At 73.3% G+C, this 24,302-nt stretch carries 21 protein-coding genes; 17 read left to right on the top strand and 4 right to left on the bottom strand.

The genetic code is table 11. The annotated features are described in order from the left end of the window. The first annotated feature begins 196 nt into the window (after positions 1-196). The 5 genes from ACLGIH_RS28175 (at position 197) to ACLGIH_RS28195 (ending at position 6,223) form a co-directional block, all read left to right on the top strand. Positions 197-1,399 carry an argininosuccinate synthase gene (locus ACLGIH_RS28175; RefSeq protein WP_416528089.1) on the top strand — a complete coding sequence of 401 codons (1,203 nt, stop codon included), beginning with the start codon at positions 197-199 and terminating at the stop codon, positions 1,397-1,399. Between the two features lie 121 nt (positions 1,400-1,520). Beyond that, entirely contained in the window at positions 1,521-2,954 is a 1,434-nt protein-coding gene (gene argH, locus ACLGIH_RS28180) for an argininosuccinate lyase (RefSeq protein WP_416528090.1), read from the top strand. A 111-nt stretch (positions 2,955-3,065) separates the two neighbouring features. Continuing rightward, positions 3,066-4,037 carry an aldo/keto reductase gene (locus tag ACLGIH_RS28185; RefSeq protein WP_416528091.1) on the top strand — a complete coding sequence of 324 codons (972 nt, stop codon included), beginning with the start codon at positions 3,066-3,068 and terminating at the stop codon, positions 4,035-4,037. 102 nt (positions 4,038-4,139) lie between these two features. Continuing rightward, on the top strand, positions 4,140-4,691 hold the full coding sequence (locus ACLGIH_RS28190; RefSeq protein ID WP_416528092.1) for a TetR/AcrR family transcriptional regulator: 552 nt from the start codon (positions 4,140-4,142) through the stop codon (positions 4,689-4,691). Next, a complete protein-coding gene (locus tag ACLGIH_RS28195) occupies positions 4,688-6,223 on the top strand; it encodes an MFS transporter (RefSeq protein ID WP_416528093.1) in 1,536 nt (511 codons plus the stop codon). Before ACLGIH_RS28190 ends, ACLGIH_RS28195 begins: the two co-directional genes overlap by 4 nt. An 88-nt stretch (positions 6,224-6,311) precedes the next feature. Here ACLGIH_RS28195 and ACLGIH_RS28200 read toward each other — a convergent pair whose 3' ends face one another. Further along, positions 6,312-6,986: a lysophospholipid acyltransferase family protein gene (locus ACLGIH_RS28200; protein WP_416529501.1), complete on the bottom strand. Its 675-nt coding sequence runs from the start codon at positions 6,984-6,986 to the stop codon at positions 6,312-6,314. Positions 6,987-7,345: 359 nt separating this feature from the next. Between ACLGIH_RS28200 and ACLGIH_RS28205 the strand changes: the two genes are divergently transcribed. The 3 genes from ACLGIH_RS28205 to ACLGIH_RS28215 all read left to right on the top strand — a co-directional run bounded on the left by ACLGIH_RS28205 (position 7,346) and on the right by ACLGIH_RS28215 (position 9,643). Then, entirely contained in the window at positions 7,346-8,518 is a 1,173-nt protein-coding gene (locus tag ACLGIH_RS28205; protein WP_416528094.1) for a glycerophosphodiester phosphodiesterase, read from the top strand. A gap of 75 nt (positions 8,519-8,593) precedes the next feature. Further along, a complete protein-coding gene (locus tag ACLGIH_RS28210; RefSeq protein WP_416528095.1) occupies positions 8,594-9,088 on the top strand; it encodes an RNA polymerase sigma factor in 495 nt (164 codons plus the stop codon). A 57-nt stretch (positions 9,089-9,145) separates the two neighbouring features. Next, positions 9,146-9,643: a GNAT family N-acetyltransferase gene (locus ACLGIH_RS28215; RefSeq protein WP_416529502.1), complete on the top strand. Its 498-nt coding sequence runs from the start codon at positions 9,146-9,148 to the stop codon at positions 9,641-9,643. A 93-nt stretch (positions 9,644-9,736) separates the two neighbouring features. Here the strand turns inward: ACLGIH_RS28215 and ACLGIH_RS28220 are convergent, their stop codons facing one another. Both ACLGIH_RS28220 and ACLGIH_RS28225 read right to left on the bottom strand, forming a co-directional pair. Next, positions 9,737-10,192: a hypothetical protein gene (locus tag ACLGIH_RS28220; protein WP_416528096.1), complete on the bottom strand. Its 456-nt coding sequence runs from the start codon at positions 10,190-10,192 to the stop codon at positions 9,737-9,739. Beyond that, positions 10,173-10,532: a hypothetical protein gene (locus ACLGIH_RS28225; RefSeq protein ID WP_416528097.1), complete on the bottom strand. Its 360-nt coding sequence runs from the start codon at positions 10,530-10,532 to the stop codon at positions 10,173-10,175. Before ACLGIH_RS28225 ends, ACLGIH_RS28220 begins: the two co-directional genes overlap by 20 nt. 599 nt (positions 10,533-11,131) lie before the next feature. Here ACLGIH_RS28225 and ACLGIH_RS28230 point away from each other — a divergent pair. From ACLGIH_RS28230 to ACLGIH_RS28265, 8 genes are all read left to right on the top strand, one after another. Next, the gene (locus tag ACLGIH_RS28230) at positions 11,132-12,175 is read left to right on the top strand and encodes a methionine ABC transporter ATP-binding protein (protein ID WP_416528098.1); all 1,044 of its coding nucleotides are present in this window, start codon (positions 11,132-11,134) and stop codon (positions 12,173-12,175) included. Then, complete coding sequence (locus tag ACLGIH_RS28235; RefSeq protein WP_416528099.1) at positions 12,172-12,909, top strand: methionine ABC transporter permease; 738 nt, start codon at positions 12,172-12,174, stop codon at positions 12,907-12,909. The genes ACLGIH_RS28230 and ACLGIH_RS28235 overlap by 4 nt, the downstream gene beginning before the upstream one ends. Before the next feature lie 77 nt (positions 12,910-12,986). Then, entirely contained in the window at positions 12,987-13,823 is an 837-nt protein-coding gene (locus tag ACLGIH_RS28240) for a MetQ/NlpA family ABC transporter substrate-binding protein (RefSeq protein WP_416528100.1), read from the top strand. 157 nt (positions 13,824-13,980) lie between these two features. Beyond that, the gene (locus ACLGIH_RS28245; protein ID WP_416528101.1) at positions 13,981-14,613 is read left to right on the top strand and encodes a GNAT family N-acetyltransferase; all 633 of its coding nucleotides are present in this window, start codon (positions 13,981-13,983) and stop codon (positions 14,611-14,613) included. Positions 14,614-14,737: 124 nt separating this feature from the next. Continuing rightward, positions 14,738-15,958 carry a precorrin-6y C5,15-methyltransferase (decarboxylating) subunit CbiE gene (gene cbiE, locus ACLGIH_RS28250; RefSeq protein ID WP_416528102.1) on the top strand — a complete coding sequence of 407 codons (1,221 nt, stop codon included), beginning with the start codon at positions 14,738-14,740 and terminating at the stop codon, positions 15,956-15,958. A 349-nt stretch (positions 15,959-16,307) separates the two neighbouring features. After that, on the top strand, positions 16,308-19,913 hold the full coding sequence (cobT, locus tag ACLGIH_RS28255) for a nicotinate-nucleotide--dimethylbenzimidazole phosphoribosyltransferase (protein ID WP_416528103.1): 3,606 nt from the start codon (positions 16,308-16,310) through the stop codon (positions 19,911-19,913). Positions 19,914-20,115: 202 nt separating this feature from the next. Continuing rightward, positions 20,116-21,348 carry a uroporphyrinogen-III C-methyltransferase gene (gene cobA, locus ACLGIH_RS28260; RefSeq protein ID WP_416528104.1) on the top strand — a complete coding sequence of 411 codons (1,233 nt, stop codon included), beginning with the start codon at positions 20,116-20,118 and terminating at the stop codon, positions 21,346-21,348. Positions 21,349-21,452: 104 nt separating this feature from the next. Further along, positions 21,453-22,271 (top strand): TrmH family RNA methyltransferase, encoded by an 819-nt coding sequence (locus ACLGIH_RS28265; protein WP_416528105.1) that lies wholly within the window; start codon positions 21,453-21,455, stop codon positions 22,269-22,271. Here the strand turns inward: ACLGIH_RS28265 and ACLGIH_RS28270 are convergent. Continuing rightward, positions 22,238-23,767 carry a serine/threonine protein kinase gene (locus tag ACLGIH_RS28270; RefSeq protein ID WP_416529503.1) on the bottom strand — a complete coding sequence of 510 codons (1,530 nt, stop codon included), beginning with the start codon at positions 23,765-23,767 and terminating at the stop codon, positions 22,238-22,240. The two genes, ACLGIH_RS28265 and ACLGIH_RS28270, sit on opposite strands and share 34 nt — an antisense overlap. A 196-nt stretch (positions 23,768-23,963) precedes the next feature. Here ACLGIH_RS28270 and ACLGIH_RS28275 point away from each other — a divergent pair, with 196 nt between their 5' ends. Further along, complete coding sequence (locus ACLGIH_RS28275; RefSeq protein WP_416528106.1) at positions 23,964-24,239, top strand: hypothetical protein; 276 nt, start codon at positions 23,964-23,966, stop codon at positions 24,237-24,239. Positions 24,240-24,302 lie beyond the last annotated feature (63 nt).

Raw genomic sequence — 24,302 nt, forward strand, 5'->3', positions numbered from 1 at the left:
CTGTCTAAGGAATTCGCTGTCCCGGCGGTGGTGCCGCCGGCCGTGGCCGCCCCGGCCGGCGCTTTCGCGGGACGGCCACGGTGCTGAGGAGGTACGCGCGCCCCGGCTCGCGCGTTCACCACCCTCCACGATTGACGAATCATGCGGAGTTCTGCATACTCATGCATGCCAGTGACTGCAGTGTGAGGAGAAACCCGTGACCGAGCGCGTCGTACTCGCCTACTCGGGCGGTCTGGACACCTCCGTCGCCATCGGCTGGATCGCCGAGGAGACGGGCGCCGAGGTCATCGCCGTCGCGGTGGACGTTGGCCAGGGCGGCGAGGACCTGGACGTCATCCGCAAACGCGCGCTCGCCTGCGGTGCCGTCGAGGCCGAGGTCGCGGACGCCAAGGACGAGTTCGCCGAGGAGTACTGCCTCCCGGCGATCAAGGCCAACGCCCTCTACATGGACCGCTACCCGCTGGTCTCCGCCCTGTCCCGGCCTCTGATCGTCAAGCACCTCGTCGCCGCCGCCGAGAAGCACGGCGCCACCACCGTCGCCCACGGCTGCACCGGCAAGGGCAACGACCAGGTCCGCTTCGAGGCCGGCATCGTCGCCCTCGCCCCCGACCTGAAGTGCATCGCCCCGGTCCGCGACTACGCCATGACCCGCGACCGGGCCATCGCCTTCTGCGAGGACAAGGGCCTGCCGATCGCGACCACCAAGAAGTCGCCGTACTCCATCGACCAGAACGTCTTCGGCCGGGCCGTCGAGACCGGGTTCCTGGAGGACATCTGGAACGCCCCGATCGAGGACATCTACGAGTACACCGAGAACCCGGCCCTCGCCCGGGAGCCCGACGAGGTGATCATCACCTTCGAGGAGGGCGTCCCGGTCGCGGTCGACGGCAGGCCCGTCACCGTGCTCCAGGCCATCCAGCAGCTCAACGAGCGGGCCGGCGCCCAGGGCGTCGGCCGGATCGACATGGTCGAGGACCGGCTCGTCGGCATCAAGTCCCGCGAGGTGTACGAGGCTCCCGGCGCGATCGCCCTGATCACCGCCCACCAGGAGCTGGAGAACGTCACCGTCGAGTGCGAGCTGGCCCGCTACAAGCGGGGCGTGGAGCAGCGCTGGAGCGAGCTGGTCTACGACGGCCTGTGGTTCTCCCCGCTCAAGCGCGCCCTGGACGGCTTCGTGAACGAGGCCGGCCGGCACGTGTCCGGCGACGTCCGGATGACCCTGCACGGCGGCCGCGCGGTCGTCACCGGCCGGCGCTCGCAGCAGTCGCTCTACGACTTCAACCTGGCGACGTACGACACCGGGGACACCTTCGACCAGTCCGCGGCCAGGGGCTTCATCGACATCTACGGCCTGTCGTCGAAGATCGCCGCGCGGCGCGATCTGGCAGGCGGCGCCTGACCCGGACCGGCGCGGGTCACGAGACGTCCGCCGGCCCCCGCACGCACTAGCCTGGCAGCCGCCTCCCCACGCACGGGTGGGGAGGCGGCGGCACATCCGGAACCCTTGAGGAGCAACGCAAGTGAGCAGCAACAGCGGTGACGTACGGCTCTGGGGCGGCCGGTTCGCCGACGGTCCCGCCGAGGCCCTGGCGAAGCTGTCCGCGTCCGTCCACTTCGACTGGCGGCTCGCGCCCTACGACATCGCCGGTTCCCGTGCGCACGCGCGCGTGCTGCACAAGGCCGGGCTGCTGACGGACGACGAGCTGACCCGGATGATCGCCGGGCTGGACCGGCTGGAAGCCGACGTGGCCTCCGGTGACTTCGTGGGCACCATCGCCGACGAGGACGTGCACACCGCCCTGGAGCGCGGCCTGCTGGAGCGGCTCGGGCCCGACCTCGGCGGCAAGCTGCGCGCCGGGCGGTCCCGCAACGACCAGGTGGCGACACTCTTCCGGATGTATCTGCGGGACCACGCCCGGATCATCGGCGGCCTGATCGCCGACCTCCAGGACGCGCTGATCGGCCTCGCCGAGGCCCACTCGGACGTGGCGATGCCCGGCCGCACCCACCTCCAGCACGCCCAGCCGGTGCTCTTCGCCCACCACGTCCTCGCCCACGTCCAGGCGCTGTCCCGGGATGCCGAACGGCTGCGCCAGTGGGACGAGCGGACGGCGGTGTCGCCGTACGGCTCGGGCGCCCTGGCCGGTTCCTCGCTCGGCCTGGACCCGGAGGCGGTCGCCGCGGACCTCGGCTTCGAGCACGGCAGCGCCGGCAACTCCATCGACGGCACGGCCTCCCGCGACTTCGTCGCCGAGTTCGCCTTCGTCACCGCGATGATCGGGGTGAACGTCTCCCGGATCGCCGAGGAGATCATCATCTGGAACACGAAGGAGTTCTCCTTCGTGACCCTGCACGACGCCTTCTCGACGGGCTCGTCGATCATGCCGCAGAAGAAGAACCCGGACATCGCGGAGCTGGCCCGCGGCAAGTCCGGCCGGCTGATCGGCAACCTCACCGGCCTGATGGCGACCCTGAAGGCGCTCCCGCTGGCGTACAACCGCGACCTCCAGGAGGACAAGGAGCCGGTCTTCGACTCCATCGACCAGCTGGAGATCCTGCTCCCCGCCTTCACCGGCATGATGGCCACCCTCACCGTGCACCGCGAGCGGATGGAGGAGCTGGCCCCGGCCGGCTTCTCGCTCGCCACCGACATCGCCGAGTGGCTGGTCAGGCAGGGGGTGCCGTTCCGCGTCGCGCACGAGGTGGCCGGCGAGTGCGTGAAGGTCGCCGAGGCCGAGGGCAAGGAGCTGGGCGACCTCACCGACGAGCAGTTCGCCAAGATCTCCGCCCGTCTGACCCCCGAGGTGCGCACCGTCCTCGACGTCCCCGGCGCCCTCGCCTCCCGCAACGGCCGCGGCGGCACCGCCCCGAGCGCGGTGGCGGCGCAGCTGGCGGAGGTGAAGGCCGACGTGGCGGCCCAGTACGAGTGGGCGAACGCGAAGAAGCAGGGCTGAGCGCGACGCGCCCGAGGCGAGCGGACATCGCGGGGTACGTTGACCGGAACCGGTCCGGACCGAACCGGACCGGAGCCGATCACACCGGAGCCGATCACACCGGAGCCCGCGATGCCCTTCGCCCGCCTCGCCACCGCGACGACCCCCACCTGCCACATCGGCCTCGGTCTCGCCGCCGTCGGACGCCCCGGCTACATCAACCTCGGCCGCGAGCACGACCTCGGGGAGGACCGCAGCGTCGAGGCGCTGCGCACCCGCACCCACGACCTGCTCGACGCCGCCTACGCCCAGGGCGTCCGCTACTTCGACGCGGCCCGCTCCTACGGCCGCTCCGAGGAGTTCCTCGCCGACTGGCTGAAGGAGCGCCCCGACGCCGCCGACGTGGTGGTAGGCAGCAAGTGGGGCTACACCTACACCGCCGACTGGTCCACCGACGCCGAGCGGCACGAGGTCAAGGACCACGGCCTCGCCACCTACGAACGGCAGCGCGCCGAGACCGAAGCCCTCCTCGGCGACCGTCTCGACCTGTACCAGATCCACTCGGTGACCCCGGACAGCCCGGCCCTCACCGACCAGGAGCTGCACGCCCGGCTCGCCGAGGCCGCCGACCGGGGAGTCACCGTCGGCTTCTCCACCAGCGGCCCCGCCCAGGCCGACGCCATCCGCGCCGCGCTCGCCGTGACCGTCGGCGGCGAGCCCCTCTTCCGTACCGTCCAGTCGACGTACAACGCGCTGGAGACCTCCGCGGGGCCCGCCCTCGCCGAGGCGCACGCCGCCGGGCTCACGGTGATCGTCAAGGAGGGCATGGCCAACGGGCGGCTGGCCGGGCCGCACGCGCCGGCGGCCCTCAAGGCCGTCGCCGAGGAGACGGCCCTCGGCTGCGACGCGGTCGCCCTCGCCCTGGTCCTGCGGCAGCCCTGGGCCGGCGTCGTACTGTCCGGCGCGGCGACCGTCACCCAACTCGGCTCCAACCTGCACGCCGCGGTCGTCGGCCTGGACGACGACCAGGCGGCCCGCCTCACCGCGCTGGCCGAGGAGCCGGGGGCCTACTGGGGGCGGCGCGGGCAGTTGCCCTGGCACTGAGCGCCCCTCCTGCGCACTCCCGGGACCCCTCATCACCTGCGGAGATGAGTGACGCATGCCCCATGTGAGACAAAGATGTCTCACATGGGCTATGGTTGTCTCATGGCTGTCGACCGTGATCACGTACTGCGCACCGCCGCGGCCCTGCTGACCCGCAAATCCACCGCGACCATGGACGAGGTCGCGCGGGCCGCCGGCCTCAGCCGGGCCACGCTGCACCGGCACTTCGCCGGGCGCGACGCCCTCGTCCGTGCGCTGGAGGCGCTCGGCATCGCCGAGTGCGAGGCCGCCCTGGAAGCGGCCCGCCTCGACGAGGGCCCGGCGTCCGAGGCGGTGCGCCGGCTGGTCCGGGAGATCGAACCCGCCGCCGGTCTGCTCGCCTTCCTCTACACCGAGAACCAGCTGTTCGAGGGCGAGGAGCAGCACGAGGGCTGGGCCCGCATCGACGCCCGGCTCGGCGCGCTCTTCCGGCGCGGCCAGGACAGCGGTGAGTTCCGCATCGACCTCACCCCGGCCTGGCTCACCGAGGCGCTGTACGGGCTGCTGGGCTCGGCCGCCTGGGCCATCGCGGAGGGACGCGTGGCCCGCAACGACTTCACCCACTCGATCGTCGAGCTGCTGCTCGGCGGCGCACTCCGAAGAGAGGAACCATGACCAGCACCCTGCGGCCGGCCGACGCGAACGGGGCGGTGAAGCGCCCCGGCCGCTGGCTGGCGCTGTCCGTCCTCGTCCTGGCCGTGCTGCTGGTGGCCGTCGACGCGACCGTCCTCGGTCTCGCGACCCCCTACATCAGCGAGGACCTGGCGCCCTCCGGCACCCAGCTGCTGTGGATCGGCGACGTCTACTCGTTCGTGATCGCCGGGCTGCTCGTCTCCATGGGCAGCCTCGGCGACCGCATCGGCCGAAAGAAGATCCTGCTCGTCGGCGCCACGGCGTTCGGCGCGGTCTCCGTGCTCAACGCCTACGCGACCACCCCCGAGCTGATGATCGTCGCCCGGGCCCTGCTCGGTGTCGCGGGCGCCACCCTGATGCCGGCCACGCTGGCCCTGATCCGCAACATCTTCCACGACCCCCGCGAGCGCAGCCTCGCCGTCGGCATCTGGGGTGCCGCGGCCTCCGCCGGTGCGGCGGTCGGCCCGGTCGTCGGCGGATTCCTGCTGGAGCACTTCTGGTGGGGCTCGGTCTTCCTGATCAACCTGCCCGTCATGGCCGTCCTGGTCCTGGTCGGCATCAAGCTGCTGCCGGAGTCCCGCAACCCGAACCCCGGCCCATGGGACCTGACCAGCGTCGCGCTGTCGCTGATCGGCATGGTCGGGGTCGTGTACGCGATCAAGGAGGCCGCGGCGCACGGGTTCGCCTGGGCGACGCTCGCCGCGGGCCTGACCGGTGCCGCCGCGCTCTACGGGTTCGTCCGGCGCCAGCTCACCCTGCCGGCCCCGCTGCTCGACATGCGGCTGTTCCGCAGCCGCGGCTTCAGCGGTGCCGTGCTGGCCGACCTGCTGACCATCCTGGGCCTGTCCGGGCTGGTGTTCTTCCTCTCCCAGTACCTTCAGCTGGTGCAGGGCAGGCGGCCGTTGGAGGCCGGCCTGGCCGAACTGCCCGCCGCCGTCGGCGCGGTGATGGCCGGTCTGATCGCCGGCCGGGCGGCCCGGCGGTTCTCGGTGCGGGCCGTGGTCTCCGGCGGTCTCGCCGCCGTCGGCCTGGCGCTGGCCGCGCTGACCGTCCTCGGCCAGTCCACCGGCTACCCGCTGCTCGGCGCGGCCCTGCTGGTCGTCGGCGTGGGCGCCGGGTTCTCGTTCACCGTCACCGCCGACGTGATCCTCTCCAGCGTGCCCAAGGAACAGGCGGGCGCCGCGTCCGCGGTCTCCGAGACGGCGTACGAACTCGGCGCCGCCCTGGGCATCGCCCTGCTCGGCTCCATCGTGACCGGCGTCTACCGGGACTTCACCGGCCCGGCCGGCACCCCGGCCGCCGCGCACGAGTCGCTGGGCGGTGCCGTGGAGGCGGCCGGCTGGCTGCCCGCCGACACGGCCGCGGCCATGCTGGACGCCGCCCGGCAGGCCTTCGTCGACGGACTGACCCTGGCCGCGGGCCTCGGCGCGGCGGTACTGCTGGCCGCCGCGGTCGCGGCCTGGTTCCTGCTGCGCGGACAGAAGCTGGAGGACGGCGTCGTCGAGCACGGCTGACGGCCTTGCGCCGGCCCGCTCGCACCGAACGCCGGCGGCGGGCCCCCTCCGCGGGGGCCCTCCGCCGGCGCTCCGAGCCGCGCCGCGGTTACGCGGCCTTCTTCGCCTTGGTGGCGTACATGTCCACGTACTCCTGGCCGGACAGCCGCATGACCTCCGCCATCACCGAGTCGGTGACCGCCCGCAGCACGTACCGGTCGCGGTCCATCCCCTCGTAGCGGGAGAACTCCAGCGCCTCGCCGAAGCGCACCGTGACCCGGCCCGGCCGGGGCAGGCCCGCGCCGCCCGGCTGGAGCTTGTCGGTGCCGATCATCGCGAACGGGACGACCGGCGCGCCGGTCATCAGCGTCAGCCGGGCGATACCGGTGCGGCCCCGGTAGAGGCGGCCGTCGGGGGAGCGGGTGCCCTCCGGGTAGATGCCGAACATCCGGCCCTCCTCCAGCAGCCGGCGCCCGGTCATCAGCGCCGCGACCCCGCCGTTGGCGCCGTCCCGGTCGACGGGGATCATGCCGACGCCGGTGAAGAACCAGGCCATCAGCCGGCCCTTGAGGCCCTTGCCGGTGACGTACTCGTCCTTGCCGATGAAGAACACCTGCCGCTTGGTGACCAGGGGCAGGACGATCGAGTCGATGAAGGTGAGGTGGTTGCCGGCCAGGATCACCGGACCGTCGCCGGGGATGTGCTCCGCGCCCTCCACCCGTGGGCGGAACATCAGGCGCATGATCGGACCGAGCACTGCCTTGATGAGCGCGAAGCGGGACAACGGGCCCTCCGTGGTCAAGGTATGAGTCTGTGCAGGTGAGGACATTACTCGCGGCCCGGGGGGTCGTGCACGTCGGGTTCACCGAGGTCTTACGCACTGTTGACCCCCGTTCACCTGCGCGGGGGTGTCGCCGCCCGCCGGAAACCCGGACGGAACATGTGAGGCAGGTCGCTTCCCCCGCGGGGGTGCCGCGGTCGCCGACCGGGTACCCATCTGCGGCACGGACAAGCCGATGAGCCGTCAGATAGCCCCGCATACGCCATCCGGTGTCATCCGCGCGTTCCGCACGAGGTCTCCCGCACGTCATGTACGCGCCCCTACGATCGGGCCGCCATCGACGGACCGGCAGGAAGGCGCTCATGGGAACGCAGGAGACGAACGAGCAGACGGGCGGGACCGGACGGCGGGCGCTCCTCGGCGCCGCGGTGCTCGGCGCGGGCGGAGCCGTACTCGGCGTGTCCGGCACGGCGAGAGCCGCCGAGGCCCGGCACGGTCGCGGCGGCGGGGGGCTCAAGGGCCTGCCCGTGCCCACGATCATCGGCCACCGCGGGGCGAGCGGCTACCGGCCCGAGCACACCCTCGGCGCCTACCGGCTCGCCCTCGACATGGGCGCCGACATCGTCGAGGCGGGCGACCTGGTGCCCACCAAGGACGGCCATCTGGTCTGCCGGCACGAGCCGGAGATCGGCGGCACCACGGACGTCGCGGACCACCCCGAGTTCGCCGACCGCAAGCGCACCAAGCTGCTCGACGGCGTCTCCACCACCGGCTGGTTCACCGAGGACTTCACGCTCGCCGAGCTGAAGACGCTCCGCGCGACCGAGCGCATCCCGGCCAACCGCCCGCACAACACCCTCTACGACGGCCGCTGGGAGATCCCCACCTTCGAGGAGGTGCTGCGCTGGCAGAACGAGCAGAGCCGGCGGCGCGGCAAGCAGGTGTGGATCTACCCCGAGCTGAAGCACCCCACCTACTTCCGCAAGCTCGGCCTCGGCCTGGAGGAGCGGGTCGCCCGGCTGCTGCGCCGGTACGGCAAGGACCGCAAGAACGCGCCGGTCATCCTCCAGTCCTTCGAGCCGACCAGCATCCGGCGCCTGAACAAGCTCGTCGACAACCCGCTCGTCGTCCTGCTGTCCGGCGCCGGCAGCCGTCCCTGGGACTTCGTCGAGACCGGCGACCCCCGCACCGTCGCCGACCTGATCACCCCCGAGGGCCTGGCGGAGATCGCCTCCTACGCGCAGGGCATCGGCCCGACCCTGGACCTGGTCATCCCGCGCGATGCGGCCGGGCGGCTGACCGAGCCGACCACCCTCGTCCGCGACGCCCACCGCGCGGGCCTGATCCTGCACCCCTACACGCTGCGCAACGAGAACCCGTTCCTGCCCGCCGACTTCCGCAGGGGCGGCGGGGCGGACGCCTACGGTGACGTCTTCGGCGCCTACCGCGCCTACTTCGCCACCGGCATCGACGGCGTCTTCACCGACCACCCGGACACCGGCCTGCTGGCCCGCGAGGACTTCGTCAACGGCTGAGCACCGAGGCCCCGGTTGGGGTGACGTTCGGCCGCCCGGGGCAACCACCGCCCGGGCGGCCGCGTCGCACTGCATATGACGCACGACCTGGTCACCGCCCTGCGCCCGCTGCTCACCGCCGAGGCCTCCGCGGAGGCATATGCGACCGGGGCCGAGCCCGGCGACCTGGAGCAGGCGGTCTGGCTCCGCCTCCTGGAGCGCCTGGAGGCCGACGGCCCGCCCCGCGATCCGCACCGCTGGCTGCGCAGCGCCGTCCGCATCGAGGTCCGCCGCACCCGCCGCACCGCCAGGGCCGAACGGCCGTACGAGAGGGAGCCCGTCGCCGCCGCCGACCGTGAGCCCGAGCAGCTCGCCCTCGCCGCCGCCCGCCGCCGTGCCCTGCGCGACGCCGTCTCCCGGCTCCCCGGCCGCTGCCCCCGGCTGATGGAGGCGCTGCTGTCGCCGAGGGACCTGACATACCGGGAAATCGCGGGGGAGTTGGGTATCTCACAGGGGAGTCTTGGACCGGAACGCTCCCGATGTCTGGGATGTCTGCGTCGATTGCTGACGCCGGAGGTTGCGGCTCGCTGACGAGGGGGATAGGAGTGAGGGACGACAGGCGATCAGATGAGCGGGAGGCATGCGCACATGGGCATGAGCGTGACCATCTCGGCGGCGGCCGACCAGGATGCCGAGCAGATCTTCCGGCTGCAGTACCTCTGCTTCCAGAGCGAGGCGGCGCTGTACGGCAACTACCGCATCGACCCGCTCGTCCAGCCCCTCGACTCCGTCCGCCAGGAGGTCGCCGCGGACTGCGTGTTCGTCGCGCGCCTCGGAGAGGAGGTCGTCGGCTCGGTGCGCGGCCATGTGGCCGAGGACGGCTCCGCGTCGATCGACAAGCTCTGCGTCCACCCCCGCCTCCAGGGGCACGGCATCGGCGCCCGTCTGCTGAAGGCGGCCGAGTCGGCCCTCGCCGAGCGGCACGGCGCCACCCGCTTCCGCCTGCACACCGGTCACCGCAGCGAGAGCAGCCTCCGCCTGTACCGCCGCGTCGGTTACCAGGCCGTGGGCACGGCCCAGGGCGCCGACGGGGTCCCGATGATCGTCCTGGAGAAGCAGGCGGGCGCTTACGCGGCGACGGCCTGAGCACGCCGGGCAGGGGCGCGGGGGCCGCCTCGGCCTGCGGCTTCGCCGCGGGGGCGCACCCCGCTCCGACGGCGAGGCCGCCGGCCGGTCACCTCATCGGGTGGCAGTCCCTTGCCGCCCCCATGCCCGCCGCAGCCAGTAGATCGCCGACAGGGGCAGCAGCACGGGGATGAACAAGTAGCCCATCCCGTAGTCCGACCACACGGTCGCGTCGGGGAACGCGGACGGATCGGCCAACGTCCACGTGCCGACCGTCAGCACCCCCACCAGCTCCGCGACGCAGCACACCAGCGCCGCACGCCGAGCCGTCTCCCCGCCGCGCACCAACGTGTACGTGATGAAGCCGTAGACCACCCCCGCGACGGCCGACAGCGCATAGGCCAGCGGCGCCCGGTCGAACTCGGTCGCGATCTGGTACGCCGACCGCGACACGGCACCGACCACCATCACCCCGTACAGCCACACCAGCAGCACACCGGGCCCGTTGATCAGCCGCGCCCGGGACTTCCCGTCCTGCGTCGCCGCCACTTCAGCCTCCCCAGATGTCATACAGCCGGACCTCGAGGACGGCGAGGACGAAGCCGCCGGCGGCCACCGTGACCGAGCCCCAGCGGGTGCGCTCGGCCAGCGACATGAAGCCGGCCGCCGGAACGCAGGCGAAGGCGCCCAGCAGATACGCCACGAAGATGGTCGTGCCCTGCTCCGGCTCCTGCCCGCGCGCCAGCAGCACGATCCCGGCCACCAACTGGACGAGGGCCAGCAGCGTCACCACGCCCATGCCGATGAAGTGCCAGTCCTTCGTCGGCTGGTCACGATGGGCGGCCCAGCCGCACCACGCGGCGAGCAGCAGCGCGGCGACACCGGTCGCCAGCGTCAGCACGTCAAGCATGGCGGCGAGCCTATTACGGCGGAAACGGACCGATGCCGTCGGCCCCGGGCAGTGCCCGCCACCGTGGCGTCGGCCACACTCCGCCCGGCCGGGCCGATCGTCGCCGCCCCGGTGCCGAGGGCCGCTCGGCGCCGTCGTCACCGGTCGTCGACGGGGTCCGGAGGCCGCTGTTCGCGCCCGGCCGGTACCTCCCGATTCACGCGCCGTCCACGTGCTGTCCACGTCCGTCCAGCATCCGGACGCGGTGTCCGATCGGAGGCAGACGTCTGCTTTACTGATCGTATGACCATGTCGAGCGACCGCACCCCTGCGACCGAGGCGTCCATGACGCCCGGTGCTCGTTGTCTGTGTCGTTCGCGCCGTATGTGCCGAATGTGTGCCTTCTAGAGGGCCCCTGCACCACTTGAGCCTCGCGCCCCGAAGCGAGCGCCCGCTCATGTCCGCCGCCGCGCCGAGCGCAGGCGACTGAGCCCCCTGCCCAGCGCACACGTTTCTCCCCGGTTCCACCCGCCCCCGCGAGAACCGTGCCGCGTCCCTGACCGAAAGCACCCGTGCCGGGCACACCCCCGCCCGCGCACTCGACAGTGACGGAAACCCACGTGATCACCACATCGGGCCTCACCAAGATCTATGGGGCCGACCGCTCGCGCGGCCGCGCGGTCGCCGCCCTCGACGGTGTCGACCTGCACGTCCGCGAAGGCGAGGTGTACGGCGTCATCGGCCAGTCCGGTGCCGGCAAGTCCTCGCTCATCCGCTGCATCAACCTCCTGGAGCGCCCCACCTCCGGCACGGTCACCGTCGCCGGCCAGGACCTCACCGCGCTCGCCGGCCGCGGCCCCCGCGCCGGCAAGGAGCTGCGGCGGGCGCGCAGCCGCATCGGCATGGTCTTCCAGCACTTCAACCTGCTGTCCTCCCGGACCGTGCGGGACAACGTCGAACTGCCCCTGGAGATCCTCGGCAAGTCCGGGAGGGAACGCTCCCGCAAGGCCCTGGAGCTGCTCGACCTGGTCGGCCTCGCCGACAAGGCGGGGGCCTACCCCACCCAGCTCTCCGGCGGTCAGAAGCAGCGCGTCGGCCTCGCCCGCGCGCTGGCCGGCGACCCCAAGGTGCTGCTCTCCGACGAGGCCACCAGCGCCCTCGACCCCGAGACCACCCGCTCCATCCTCCAGCTGCTGCGGGACCTGAACCGGCAGCTCGGCCTGACCGTCCTGCTCATCACCCACGAGATGGACGTCGTCAAGAGCATCTGCGACTCGGCCGCCCTCATGGAGAAGGGACGCATCGTCGAGTCCGGCACCGTCAGCGACCTGCTCGCGACCCCGGACTCCGAACTGGCCGCCGCGCTCTTCCCGGTGGGCGGCGAAGCCACCGGCGCGGACCGCACCGTCCTCGACGTCACCTTCCAGGGCGAGGCCGCGACCCAGCCCGTCATCTCCCAGCTGGCCCGCACCTACAACATCGACATATCGATCCTCGGCGCCGCCATCGACACCGTCGGCGGCCTCCAGGTCGGCCGGATGCGCATCGAACTGCCCGGCCGCTACGAGGACAACGTCGTCCCCGTCGGCTTCCTGCGCGAGCAGGGCCTCCAGATCGACGTCGTGAACGACGAGCCCGCACTGGCGAAGGAAGGTGCCCGGTGACCTGGTCCGAGATGCAGCCCCTGCTGGAGCAGGCCGGTACCGAGACACTGATCATGGTCGGCTGGTCTACCCTGATCGCCGTCGTCGCCGGCCTGCCCCTCGGCGTGCTGCTCGTCCTCACCGACAAGGGCGGCCTGCTTCAGAACACCGTGGTGAACAAGGTGATCGGGCAGATCGTGAACATCGGCCGGTCGATGCCGTTCATCATCCTGATGGTCGCCCTGATGGACTTCACCCGCTGGGTCACCGGCACCACCATCGGCAGCACGGCCGCCATCGTGCCCCTCGCCATCGGCGGCATTCCCTTCTTCGCGCGTCTGGTCGAGACGGCCGTCCGCGAGGTGGACCACGGCCTCGTCGAGGCCGTCCAGGCGATGGGCGGCAACACCTGGACGATCGTCCGCAAGGTCCTCGTCCCGGAGGCCCTGCCGTCCCTGATCGCCAGCACCACGACCACGGTCATCGCCCTCATCGGCTACTCCGCCATGGCCGGCACCGTCGGCGGCGGCGGCCTCGGCGACCTCGCCGTCCGTTACGGCTACCAGCGCTTCGAGACCGGCCTGATGTGGGTCACGGTCGCGATCCTCGCGATCGCCATCTCCGTCATCCAGTTCGCCGGCGACTACGCCGCCCGCGCCCTGCACCGCCGCGGCGGCCGCTCGGGCCCCGCGCCGGCGCTGCGGCTGCTCAAGGCCAAGGACCCCGCGGCGGCCGACGTCGGCAAGGTCGCATAGCCCTCGCCTTGGACCAGGCCGCACCACCCGCCCCTTGGACCAAGGGGTCGTATCACCCACCAGGAAAGGCACTTTTCGTGCGTAACACCGCCAAGATCGCCACCACCGTCCTCGCCGCCGGAGCCCTCACCCTCGGGCTCACCGCCTGCGGTGCCGGCCAGGACTCCGCCTCCGACCCCTCCGACACCTCCGGCCCGCTGGTCGTCGCCGCGAGCCCCGTCCCGCACGCCGAGATCCTCACCTTCGTCAGGGACGAGCTGGCCAAGGACGCGGGCCTCGACCTCAAGGTCCAGGAATTCACCGACTACGTCACGCCGAACACGGCGACCGAGGACGGCTCGGTGGGCGCCAACTTCTTCCAGACCCAGCCGTACCTCGACGACTTCAACAAGAAGAACGGCACCCACATCGTGTCCGTCGTCGACGTGCACCTGGAGCCGCTCGGCCTGTACTCGGACACGGTGAAGAAGGCCGACGGCCTGAAGAGCGGCGCGACCGTCGCCGTCCCGAACGACACCGTGAACGAGGGCCGCGCCCTGCAACTGCTCGCCGCCAACGGGCTCATCGCCCTCAAGGACGGCGTCGGCAACGCGGCCACCCCCGCCGACATCACCGAGAACCCCAAGAACCTGAAGTTCAAGGAGGTCGAGGCCGCCGCCACGCCGCGCCTGCTGAAGGACGTCGACGCCGCGGTCGTCAACGGCAACTACGCCATCGAGGCCGACCTCAAGCCGTCCGAGGACGCCCTCGTCCTGGAGTCCGCCAAGAACAACCCGAACAGCAACCTGCTCGCGGTCAAGGAGGGCAACGAGGACGACCCGCGCGTCAAGAAGCTCGCCGAGCTGCTCACCTCGCCCGAGGTGAAGAAGTTCATCGAGGACAAGTACGCCGGCTCCGTGATCGCCTCCTTCTGACCGGGGCCGCCCGACACGCACGGGGTCGACTCCCACACGAGCCGACCCCGTGGTGCGGTCCGGTGCTTTCATGCTGCATGCTGGGCAGTTCAGCATGACCCGACGGTGTGGGCGCCCACCGGGTGCCGACGGTTTTACGAAGGTTACGGAGTGGCGCATGACGAGCACCTTCCCCAACATCTCCCTCAGCACGGAGCGGTTGGTGCTGCGCGCCCTGGAGGAGTCGGACGTCGAGGCGTTCGCCGAGATGATGAACGACGAACACGTCGCCGCCTGGACCTCCGTCCCGCACCCCTACACCGAGGGCGACGCCCGGGCCTGGATCACCGAACTCGCCCCCGAGGAGCGCACCGAGGGCCGCGGCATCGTCTTCGCGGTCACCGAGTTCCTCACCCAGCGCCTGGTCGGCATCGTGCACCTGCGGAACACCGACTGGCGCGTCCGCTCCAGCGAGATCGCCTACGTCGTCGCACCCTGGGCGCGTGGCGAGGGATACGCCTCCGAAGCGGCCCTGGCGGCCGCACAATGGCTCTTCCACGACCAGAAGTTCGAGCGCCTCGAGCTGCGCACCGCGGCCGGCAACACCGCCTCCCAGCAGGTGGCCCAGAAGATCGGCTGCATCAGTGAGGGCGTCCTGCGCAACGCCTGGATAGTGCGGACCAGAACGGAGGGCGGCGAGTGGACCGACGTCCGCACCGACCTCATCGTCTGGAGCCTGCTGCCCGAGGACCTGGAAGGCGTCGGCGACCAGCTGTCCGGCGGCTTCACGTCGTTCGACGACTGGAACTGACCGGCGGCGGCCGTACGGGCGGCGGACCGCCGCTCGCCTCCCCGGCGCCACGGGATACCCTCACGGAGCCCGCCCCCGGGCACTGTCCGCAACGACCTGCGCAAACTCCTGGAGACTGACAACGATGGCCGACCGGGTCACGGTGATCGGCTGGGACGGTTCGCCGCTGACGGCCGCGGCACGTTCCGCCCTCGCCGCCGCCACCCTGGTGGCGGGCGCCGGCCACCACCTGGCGCTGCCCGAGGTGCCGCCCGCCGCCGAACGCGTCCGCCTCGGCAGCGTCGCCCTCGCCGCCCGGCGCATCGCCGCCCACCGCGGCACCGCGGTCGTGCTCGCCGACGGCGACCCCGGCTTCTTCGGCGTCGTACGCACCCTGCGCGCGCCCGAGTTCGGCCTGGAGGTCGAAGTCGTCCCGGCCGTCTCCTCCGTCGCCGCCGCCTTCGCCCGGGCCGGCATGCCGTGGGACGACGCCCATGTGGTCGTCGCCCACCCCCGCACCCTGCGGCGCGCGGTGAACGTATGCCGGGCTCACACCAAGGTCGCGGTCCTCACCTCGCCGGGCGCCGGCCCCGCGGAACTCGGCCTGCTCCTGGAGGGCGTCCACCGCACCTTCGTCATCTGCGAGGAACTCGGCACCGTACGCGAACAGGTCACCGTGGTGACCTCGGAGAAGGCCGCCGACCACACCTGGCGCGACCCCAACGTCGTCATCGTCGTCGGCGGCTCCGTCGGGCAGGGCGGCACGGGCGACGGCGGCGGCTGGATCGCCGGCCGCGACCCCGCCGCCGGACCGCGCGGCTGGTCGCTGCCCGCCGAGGCGTACGGCGGCGGCCTCGGCGAGGGCGAGACGGACCTGCTCCGCACCGCCCAGCTCGCCCGGCTCGGCCCGCGCACCGGCGACCTCGTGTGGGACATCGGCTGCGGCAACGGCGCCTTCGCCACCGAGGCCGCTCGCGCAGGTGCCGCCGTCCTCGCCGTCGACCGGGACGCGGCCGCCTGCGCCCGCACCGAGTCCACCGCCCGCCGCCACGGCGTCCAGCTCCAGGTGGTGCACGGCACCGCCCCGCACGTGCTGGAGAACCTCCCCGAGCCCGACGTCGTCCGGGTCGGCGGCGGGGGCGCCGCCGTCGTCTCCGCGGTCGCCGACCGCCGCCCGCAGCGCATCGTCGCCCACGCCGCCACCCGGGACGCGGCCGAACTCGTGGGCCGGGACCTGACGGAGCACGGCTACCGCGTCGAGTGCGCCCTGCTCCAGTCCGTCGGCCTGGACACCCGGGCCTGGACGGAGACGGAACGGAGCGTCGCGTTCCTGCTCAGCGGGGTCATGCCGGACCGCGCCCCGTGATCAGGTTGTCGTACCGCGCGCGGTAGGCTGGCCGATCGTTGTACCGCACTCGGGCATCCGGCGCTTCGTCGGTCAATGTCCAAAAAAGCCCACCTGTTTCGGGGCGAGTGTGGTACGGCAGAACCTGAGGACGCGCAACGTGGCGCAGTCCACAGCGGACCGTCGCGGATCGAGCTGTCGTGGCGGGCGAACGACCGCGAGAATGCCACTCAGTGGCTTTGTCGCCTTTTCCGGCGCGTCGTTCGTGCCGCTGGGCACGCACGCTCGTTCTTCACTGCGGGGGCGGTCGGTGCGCCGTTCCGGGTGAGCTGGTCGTAGGAAGCACTAACCGATTGGGCGAGGGGTACGCATGACCGACACCGGCCAGGTCCCGGGCGAGGGACTGCCGGAGAACGCAGGCATGGGTGAGCAGCCGGGCGCTCCCGCGCCCGACGCGTACGCCTACCTCTCCGACGACACCGCCGAGGACGACGACCTGTTGCTGCTGCCCGGTGCCCAGGGCGCCTGGGGCAACGAGGTCGCGCCGCCTGCGCCCGAACCGGTCGTCGAGGCCGTGCCCGAGCCGGCCGTCGAGCCCGTGTACGAGCCGGGCCCGCACGAGGTGTCCGGCCGGGACAGCGGCTCGGTCGACCTCGGCGGTGTCCGCCTGCCGGACCAGGCTCCGGACCACGCTCAGCTCCAGGCTCAGGCGCAGGAGCCGGCCCCGGCCGTGCCGCCGCGCAGGCCGCTGCACCTCGGACCGCCGATCCCCAGCACCGCGGCGAGCCCGGTCCGCTCCCTCGCCGACCGCGGCCCGGCCGCCGCGCCGTCGCGCCAGTCCGGCGCCCCCGCGCCCGCGCCCGCCCCCGAATACCTCGACGCACCGCAGGCCGCCGCCATGCCCCCGCAGGGAGCGGCTCCCTGGGGCGCGCCGGCGCCCGCGCCGACGCAGGAGCCGACGAGCGCCGCGGCGGAGCCAGCGGAAACGGTTGTCCCGACTCCGGAACACACCCCCGACGCCGGGGGCGCCGCCGAGGCGGTGGTGGCCCGCGTGGCGACGGAGGCGGTCGCGGCGACGGGCGGGGCACCGGCGGACGCGCGTGGCGACGGTGTCACCGGGGACGCCGCGGGTCCCGGCGGTCCCGATGACTCCGGCAACGACTCCGGCGACCCCGCTGACTCCGCCCCGCCGGTGCAGGCCCCGGCCGTCCCCGAGGCCACCCCTGCCGCCGGGCCCGCCCCGGAGGCGGGGGCGCCCCAGGAGGCGGAGCCCTACGCGGCGGAGTCCCGGGTACCGGAGACTCCGCAAGCTCCCGAGGCGGTTGAGACCGCGGAGACGGTCGAGCCCCCGGCACCACAGGGGGCCCCGGAGGACGCGGAGCAGCAGGCCGTCGCCGCCGCTCCCGCCATGGAGCAGCCCTCCGACGCGCCCGAGCCCGCGCCCGGCCCCGCTCCGGCCGTCGAGGCACCCGGCGTCGAGGCCGTGGGCGAGGAGGCCGCCGCGCAGCAGGTCGCCGCCGACCAGCCCGAAGCCGTCGTACCGGAACCCGTCGTACCGGAACCCGTCGTACCGGAACCCGTCGTACCGGAAGCCGTCGCACCGGAACCCGTCGGGCCCGGACCCGTCGCACCGGAGGAGGGCACGCACCCCCACCCGGAGACGCAGCCGGCCCAGGGCCCCCAGTCGGCGCCGGACGCGCAGGCTCACCCCGGGGCCGCCGCCACCGACGTACCGCAGGCCCCCGGTCCGCAGCCCGCGGTCCAGCAGGCCGACCAGGGCGCCCCGGCGGAGGTGCCCGCCGAGCCCGCCGCCTCTGCGGAACCGGTCGCGCCGGTCGAGCCGGTCGAGTCCGCGCAGCCCGCCGTCGCCGAGGCGCCCGCCGGACCCGCCGACGCCCCCGCCGACGCACCCGTCCACACCCCGGCCGAGGTGCCCGTCGGCCCCGGCCCGGTGCCCCACCCGGACGCGAGCCTCGGCCAGTTCGTGCCGGTCGAGGGCCAGGTGCCCACCACTCCGCAGCTCGCACCGACGCCCCCGCAGGCCCTCACCGTGCCCGCGGAGCCGGAGACGGACGCCGCGGTACCGGCCCCGCGCGAGGCCGAGTCCGAGCAGAGCCCCGAACTCGCGCAGAGCGCGGACGACCTGGACACCCGGGACGCCGATCAGGAGGAGCCGGAAGCGCAGGAGGAGCAGGCGGCGCGGGAGGCGCAGCAGCCGGTGGCCGAGGTACGGCAGTCCACCGGCCCGGCCGCCCCCGCCTACGACGACGCCGAGCGCGAGGCCGTCCTGAAGGTCATGCGCGAACGCCGGGACATCCGCAACGGCTTCCGCAGCGACCCCATCCCGCACGAGGTGCTGCTCCGCGTCCTGGAGGCCGCCCACACGGCCCCGTCGGTCGGCCACTCGCAGCCCTGGGACTTCGTCGTCATCCGCTCCGCCGACACCCGGCGCGCGATGCACGAACTGGCGACGCGACAGCGCGAGGCGTACGCCAAGTCGCTGCCCAAGGGCCGGGCCAAGCAGTTCAAGGAACTGAAGATCGAGGCCATCCTCGACACCCCGGTCAACATCGTCGTCACCGCCGACCCGACCCGCGGCGGCCGGCACACCCTCGGCCGCCACACGCAGCCGCAGATGGCGCCGTACTCCTCCGCGCTGGCCGTCGAGAACCTCTGGCTCGCCGCCCGTGCCGAGGGCCTCGGCGTCGGCTGGGTCAGCTTCTTCGACGAGCGCGAGATGGTCCGCGCCCTCGGCCTGCCCGAGCACCTGGAGGTCGTCGCCTACCTGTGCGTCGGCTACGTCGACGAGTTCCCGGACGAGCCCGAGCTGATGCAGGCCGGCTGGTCCAAGCGCCGCCCGCTGTCCTGGGTGGTGCACGAGGAGACCTACGGCCGCCGCGCCCTGCCCGGAGAGGAACCCCACGACCTGCTCGCCGAGACCGTCGCCCAGATCCGCCCGCTCGACGCCAAGGCCCTCGGTGAGGCCTGGGAGCGCCAGAAGCGCATGACCAAGCCGGCTGGCGCGCTCGGCATGCTGGAGATCATCTCCGCGCAGCTGTCCGGCCTGTCCCGGCAGTGCCCGCCGCCGATCCCCGAGCCCGCCGCCGTCGCGATCTTCGCCGGCGACCACGGGGTGCACGCCCAGGGCGTCACGCCCTGGCCGCAGGAGGTCACCGGCCAGATGGTCGCCAACTTCCTCGGCGGGGGAGCGGTCTGCAACGCCTTCGCGACCCAGGTGGGCGCCGAGGTCTGCGTCGTGGACGTCGGTGTCGCCACCGACCTGCCCGCCACCCCGGGCCTGCTGCCCCGCAAGGTCCGCGCGGGCACGGCCGACATGACCGCCGGGCCCGCGATGACCCGCGAGGAGGTCAAGCAGGCCATCGAGGTCGGCATCGAGACCGCCCGCGACCTGGTCGCCGCCGGCAACAAGGCGTTGCTCACCGGCGAGATGGGCATCGCCAACACCACCGCGTCGGCCGCGCTGATCTCCGTCTTCACCGGCGCCGACCCGGCGGAGGTCACCGGCCGCGGCACCGGCATCAACGACGAGACCCTCGCCCGCAAGACCGAGGTCGTGCGCCGCGCGATCGAGGTGCACCAGCCCGACCCGGCCGACCCCATCGGCGTGCTCTCCGCGATCGGCGGTCTGGAGCACGCCGCCATGGTCGGCCTGCTGCTCGGCGGTGCCTCCCTGCGGACGCCGGTGATCCTGGACGGCGTCAGCGCAGGCGCCGCCGCGCTCGTCGCCCGCGCGATCGCCCCCGAGGTGCTGGCCGCCTGTATCGCGGGCCACCGCAGCGCCGAGCCGGGCCATGTCGCCGCGCTCAACAAGCTGGGCCTGCGCCCCCTGGTCGACCTCGACCTCCGCCTCGGCGAGGGCACTGGCGCGCTGCTGGCCCTGCCGATGGTGCAGAGCACGGCCCGGGCCATGCACGAGGTGGCGACGTTCGACTCGGCGGGGGTGACCGAGAAGTAGCCGCAAGGCAGCTGCGGGACCGCCTGCAGGGCAGCTCCGGAAACCGTCGCCGGTACGCCGGTGCCCGGCGCACAACCACCGCGAGCCCGCACCCGGCAGCGAAGTCCAACCACCGGACCAGCTGTGCCCCGCGGACCCACCGCGCCTTAAAATCCGCACGTCAGCGCCACCGCACCGCCGCCCCAAGAGGAGCCGCACCCTCATGGCCGAACATCCCGCCTACCCCGTAGGCCTCCGCCTCACCGGCCGTCGCGTGGTCGTCCTCGGCGGCGGTCAGGTCGCCCAGCGCCGCCTCCCGGCCCTCATCGCGGCCGGCGCCGACATCGTCCTCGTCTCCCCCGGGGCCACCCCCTCCGTCGAGGCGATGGCGGACGCGGGCGAGATCGCCTGGGAGCGGCGCCCGTACGCGGACGGCGACCTCGCGGACGCCTGGTACGCCCTGATCGCCACCAGCGACCCGGAGGCCAACCGCGCCGCCTCCGCCGAGGCCGAACGCCACCGCGTGTGGTGCGTCCGCTCCGACGACGCCGACCAGGCCACGGCCTGGACCCCCGCCACCGGCACCAGCGAGGGCGTGACCGTCGCCGTCCTCACCAGCAACGCGCGCGGCCGGGACCCCCGCCACACCGCCGCCATCCGCGACGCGGTCGTCGAGGGCCTGCGTGACGGCACCCTCGTCGCCCCGCACCACCGCACCCGTACGGCGGGTGTCGCCCTGGTCGGCGGCGGCCCCGGCGACCCGGACCTGATCACGGTCCGCGGGCGCCGGCTGCTCGCCGAGGCCGACGTGGTCATCGCCGACCGCCTCGGCCCGCGCGACCTGCTCGCCGAGCTGCCGCCGCACGTCGAGGTGATCGACGCGGCGAAGATCCCGTACGGCCGGTTCATGGCGCAGGAGGCCATCAACAACGCGCTGATCGAGCACGCCAAGCAGGGCAAGTCCGTCGTACGGCTGAAGGGCGGCGACCCGTTCGTCTTCGGTCGCGGCATGGAGGAGGCGCAGGCGCTCGCCGAGGCGGGCATTGCCTGCACGGTGGTCCCCGGCATCTCCAGCTCCATCTCGGTGCCGGGCGCGGCCGGCATCCCGGTCACCCACCGTGGGGTCGCCCACGAGTTCACGGTGGTCAGCGGCCATGTCGCCCCCGACGACGAGCGCTCGCTGGTCGACTGGCCGTCGCTGGCCAAGCTGACCGGCACGCTGGTGATCCTCATGGGCGTCGACAAGATCGGGAAGATCGCCGAGACGCTGGTCGCGCACGGCAAGTCCCCGGACACCCCGGTCGCCCTGGTCCAGGAGGGCACCACCGCCGCCCAGCGCCGGGTCGACGCGACCCTGGCGACCGTCGCCGAGACGGTCGTGGCCGAGGAGGTCAAGCCCCCGGCCGTCATCGTCGTCGGCGAGGTGGTCGGCGTGGGCCCGCGCGGCCTCGCGTGACCCCTGACACGCTTGACAACGCCTGACAACCCCTCGTAGTCCCTGGTAACCCCGGTGCGGTCCGAACCGCTCGCACCGCCCCCGCGACAAGGCAGTATCACCCTGTGGCCGATCTCATCACCGTCGAGGACCCCGACGACCCGCGCCTGCGCGACTACACGGGCCTGACCGACGTCGAACTGCGCCGCAGGCGCGAACCCGCCGAGGGCCTGTTCATCGCCGAGGGCGAGAAGGTCATCCGGCGGGCCGGGGAAGCGGGCTACGAGATGCGGTCCATGCTGCTCTCGGCCAAGTGGGTCGACGTCATGCGCGACGTCATCGACGAACTGTCCGCCCCCGTGTACGCGGTCAGCCCGGAACTCGCCGAGCGGGTCACCGGCTACCACGTGCACCGCGGCGCGCTCGCCTCCATGCAGCGCAAGCCGCTGCCCACGGCGGCCGGCCTGCTGCACACCGCCCGGCGCGTGGCGGTGCTGGAATCGGTCAACGACCACACCAACATCGGCGCGATCTTCCGCTCCGCCGCCGCCCTCGGCATGGACGCGGTCCTGCTCTCCCCGGACTGCGCCGACCCGCTGTACCGGCGCAGCGTGAAGGTCTCGATGGGCGCCGTCTTCTCCGTGCCGTACGCCCGTCTGGACAGCTGGCCCAAGAGCCTGGAAGCCGTCCGGGAGGCCGGCTTCACGCTGCTCGCCCTCACCCCCGACGCCAAGGCCAGAACTCTCGACGAGGCCGCCCCGCACCGTATGGACCGGGTGGCGCTGATGCTCGGCGCGGAGGGAGAGGGCCTGTCCGCCCGGGCCCTGAGCGCCGCCGACGAGTGGGTGCGCATCCCCATGGCGCACGGCGTCGACTCGCTCAACGTCGGCGCGGCGGCGGCCGTCGCGTTCTACGCGGTGGCGACGGGACGTCCCACGGCCTGACCGACGGGAGCCCGCTGCTGCTCGGTTCCCACGGCCCTCTGTACGCCGTCCCCGTGGGCGCCGAGTCCGCGCGCGGGGCCCTGGCAGCCCTGCGCCACGGCGATGCCGAGCGCGACCAGGATCGTCACCACGACGAAGACGAACAGCCGCTGACGCAGCAGCCGGGGGTTGGCGGGCCGTCGCCCGGTCCCCGTGGGCCGCGGCGCCGGACGCCCGCCTGCACCGCGCGACGGCGTCGGCCGACCGCCGCTGCCGGGGCGGGTGTTCCGGCCGGTGGTGCTGGTGCCGCCGGTGTTGCGGCGTGCCGCGGGCGTCGGCCGCGCACCGGAACGCGGCCCCGAACCGCTGCCGCGGGAGGCACCGCCACCGCTCCGTGACGGCGTGGCGCCGCGCGACGGGGCGGCACCGCGCGAGGACGGCGTGCCCCGCTCGGGCGTGCCACCGCCTGCGCCGGCGCGTCCCGGCCCGGAACCACGCGGGTCGGAACCGCGCGGGTCGGAGCCGCGCGGGTCGGCGGGGCGGCGTGGTGCGGGGGTGCCGAGCCCGCCCGGCCCACCCTGGTGGCGCCGGTGCGCGCGCTCCGGGTAGGTGTCCGCGAGCCGCCCGGCGGCCCGGTCCGACTCCGCACCGCGCGGCGCGGGCGGGCGTACGTCGGTGAGCCCCAGGCCCTGGGCCTCGCGGGCCGCGATCTCCTTCAGGCGCAGCGACAGCTGGAGGGTGCTGGGCCGCTCCTCGGGATCCTTGGCCAGGCAGGCCTGGACGAGCGGGGCGAGGGCGTCCGGGACGCCGTGCAGCTGCGGCTCCTCGTGCACCACGCGGTACAGCATCACCTCGGAACTGCCGTGACCGAAGGGCGAGTCGCCCATCGAGGCGTACGCCAGGGTGGCGCCGAGGGAGAACACGTCCGTGGCCGGGGTGACCGCCGCGCCGCGCACCTGCTCGGGGGCGAGGAACCCGGGGGAGCCCACCGCCGTTCCGACGTGGGTGAGGGTCGAGGCGCCCGTGGCCCAGGCGATGCCGAAGTCGATGATCCGCGGGCCCTTGGGGGAGAGCAGGATGTTGGACGGCTTGAGGTCGCGGTGCACCACACCGGCCTCGTGCACGGCGACCAGGCCCTCGGAGAGGGCGGCGCCGACGGCGGCGACGTCGGCCGCGCCGAGCGGGCCCTCGTCGGCGACCTTGTCGTGCAGCGAGGGGCCGGGCACGTACTGCGTGGCGAACCACGGGCGGTCCGCCTCCAGGTCCGCCGCCACCAGCCGTGCGGTGCAGCCGCCTCTGATCCGCCGTGCCGCCGAGACCTCACGGGCGAAACGCGAGCGGAACTCCTGGTCCTCCGCCAGGTCCGGCCGGATGACCTTCAGCGCGACCCGCTGCCCCTTCTTGTCGGAGCCCAGGTAGACCACGCCCATTCCACCCGCGCCGAGCCGCCTGTGAAGCCTGAACGAGCCGACGACGCGCGGGTCCTCGCGCCTCAGGCGCATCATCGCCATGTTCATCCCCGCTGCCCGGTCCCTGTGACGTGCCACAGCTTACGTTTCCACGGCCGCCTGCGCGCAGAGGCCGCGCCCTCTCGGCCCGGTCGATTGTCAGTGGCGGGTGGGAGACTTGAAAGGTGGTCAGCGGCGGGGAGAGCGGGGCCGGTTGAGGTCGATGATCGACTCAACCATCCGCCGCGGAAGGGGGATTGGGCCGATGAAGGGTGACCGGGTGGAGATAGTCGTGGACGCCGGGGACACGACACGGACGTACGAGGTGGTGGCGAGCAGGGCGGGGCGCCGGGTGGAGACGGCGGTGCGGCGCGGGGTGGTCGAAGTGAGCGAAGTCACCCGCACCGGGGCCGTCGTGCGTACGGCACGCTTCATGGCGAACCGCGTGCTGGCCCTGGTCGAGCAGCCGGTTCCCAGGGAGGACGGCTCGGAGCGGGCGGGGCGTGCGGGAGGGCCCCTCCGGGAAGACCCCGAGACCTAGGCCCCCGTCTCCACCCAGGGGAGTACGCCGTGCGGCATGGCTCATCCTCCGGGAGGCCCGGCA

Origin of the sequence: Streptomyces hamibioticus (genome assembly GCF_047946815.1) — a bacterium.
Taxonomy (GTDB): Bacteria; Actinomycetota; Actinomycetes; order Streptomycetales; family Streptomycetaceae; genus Streptomyces.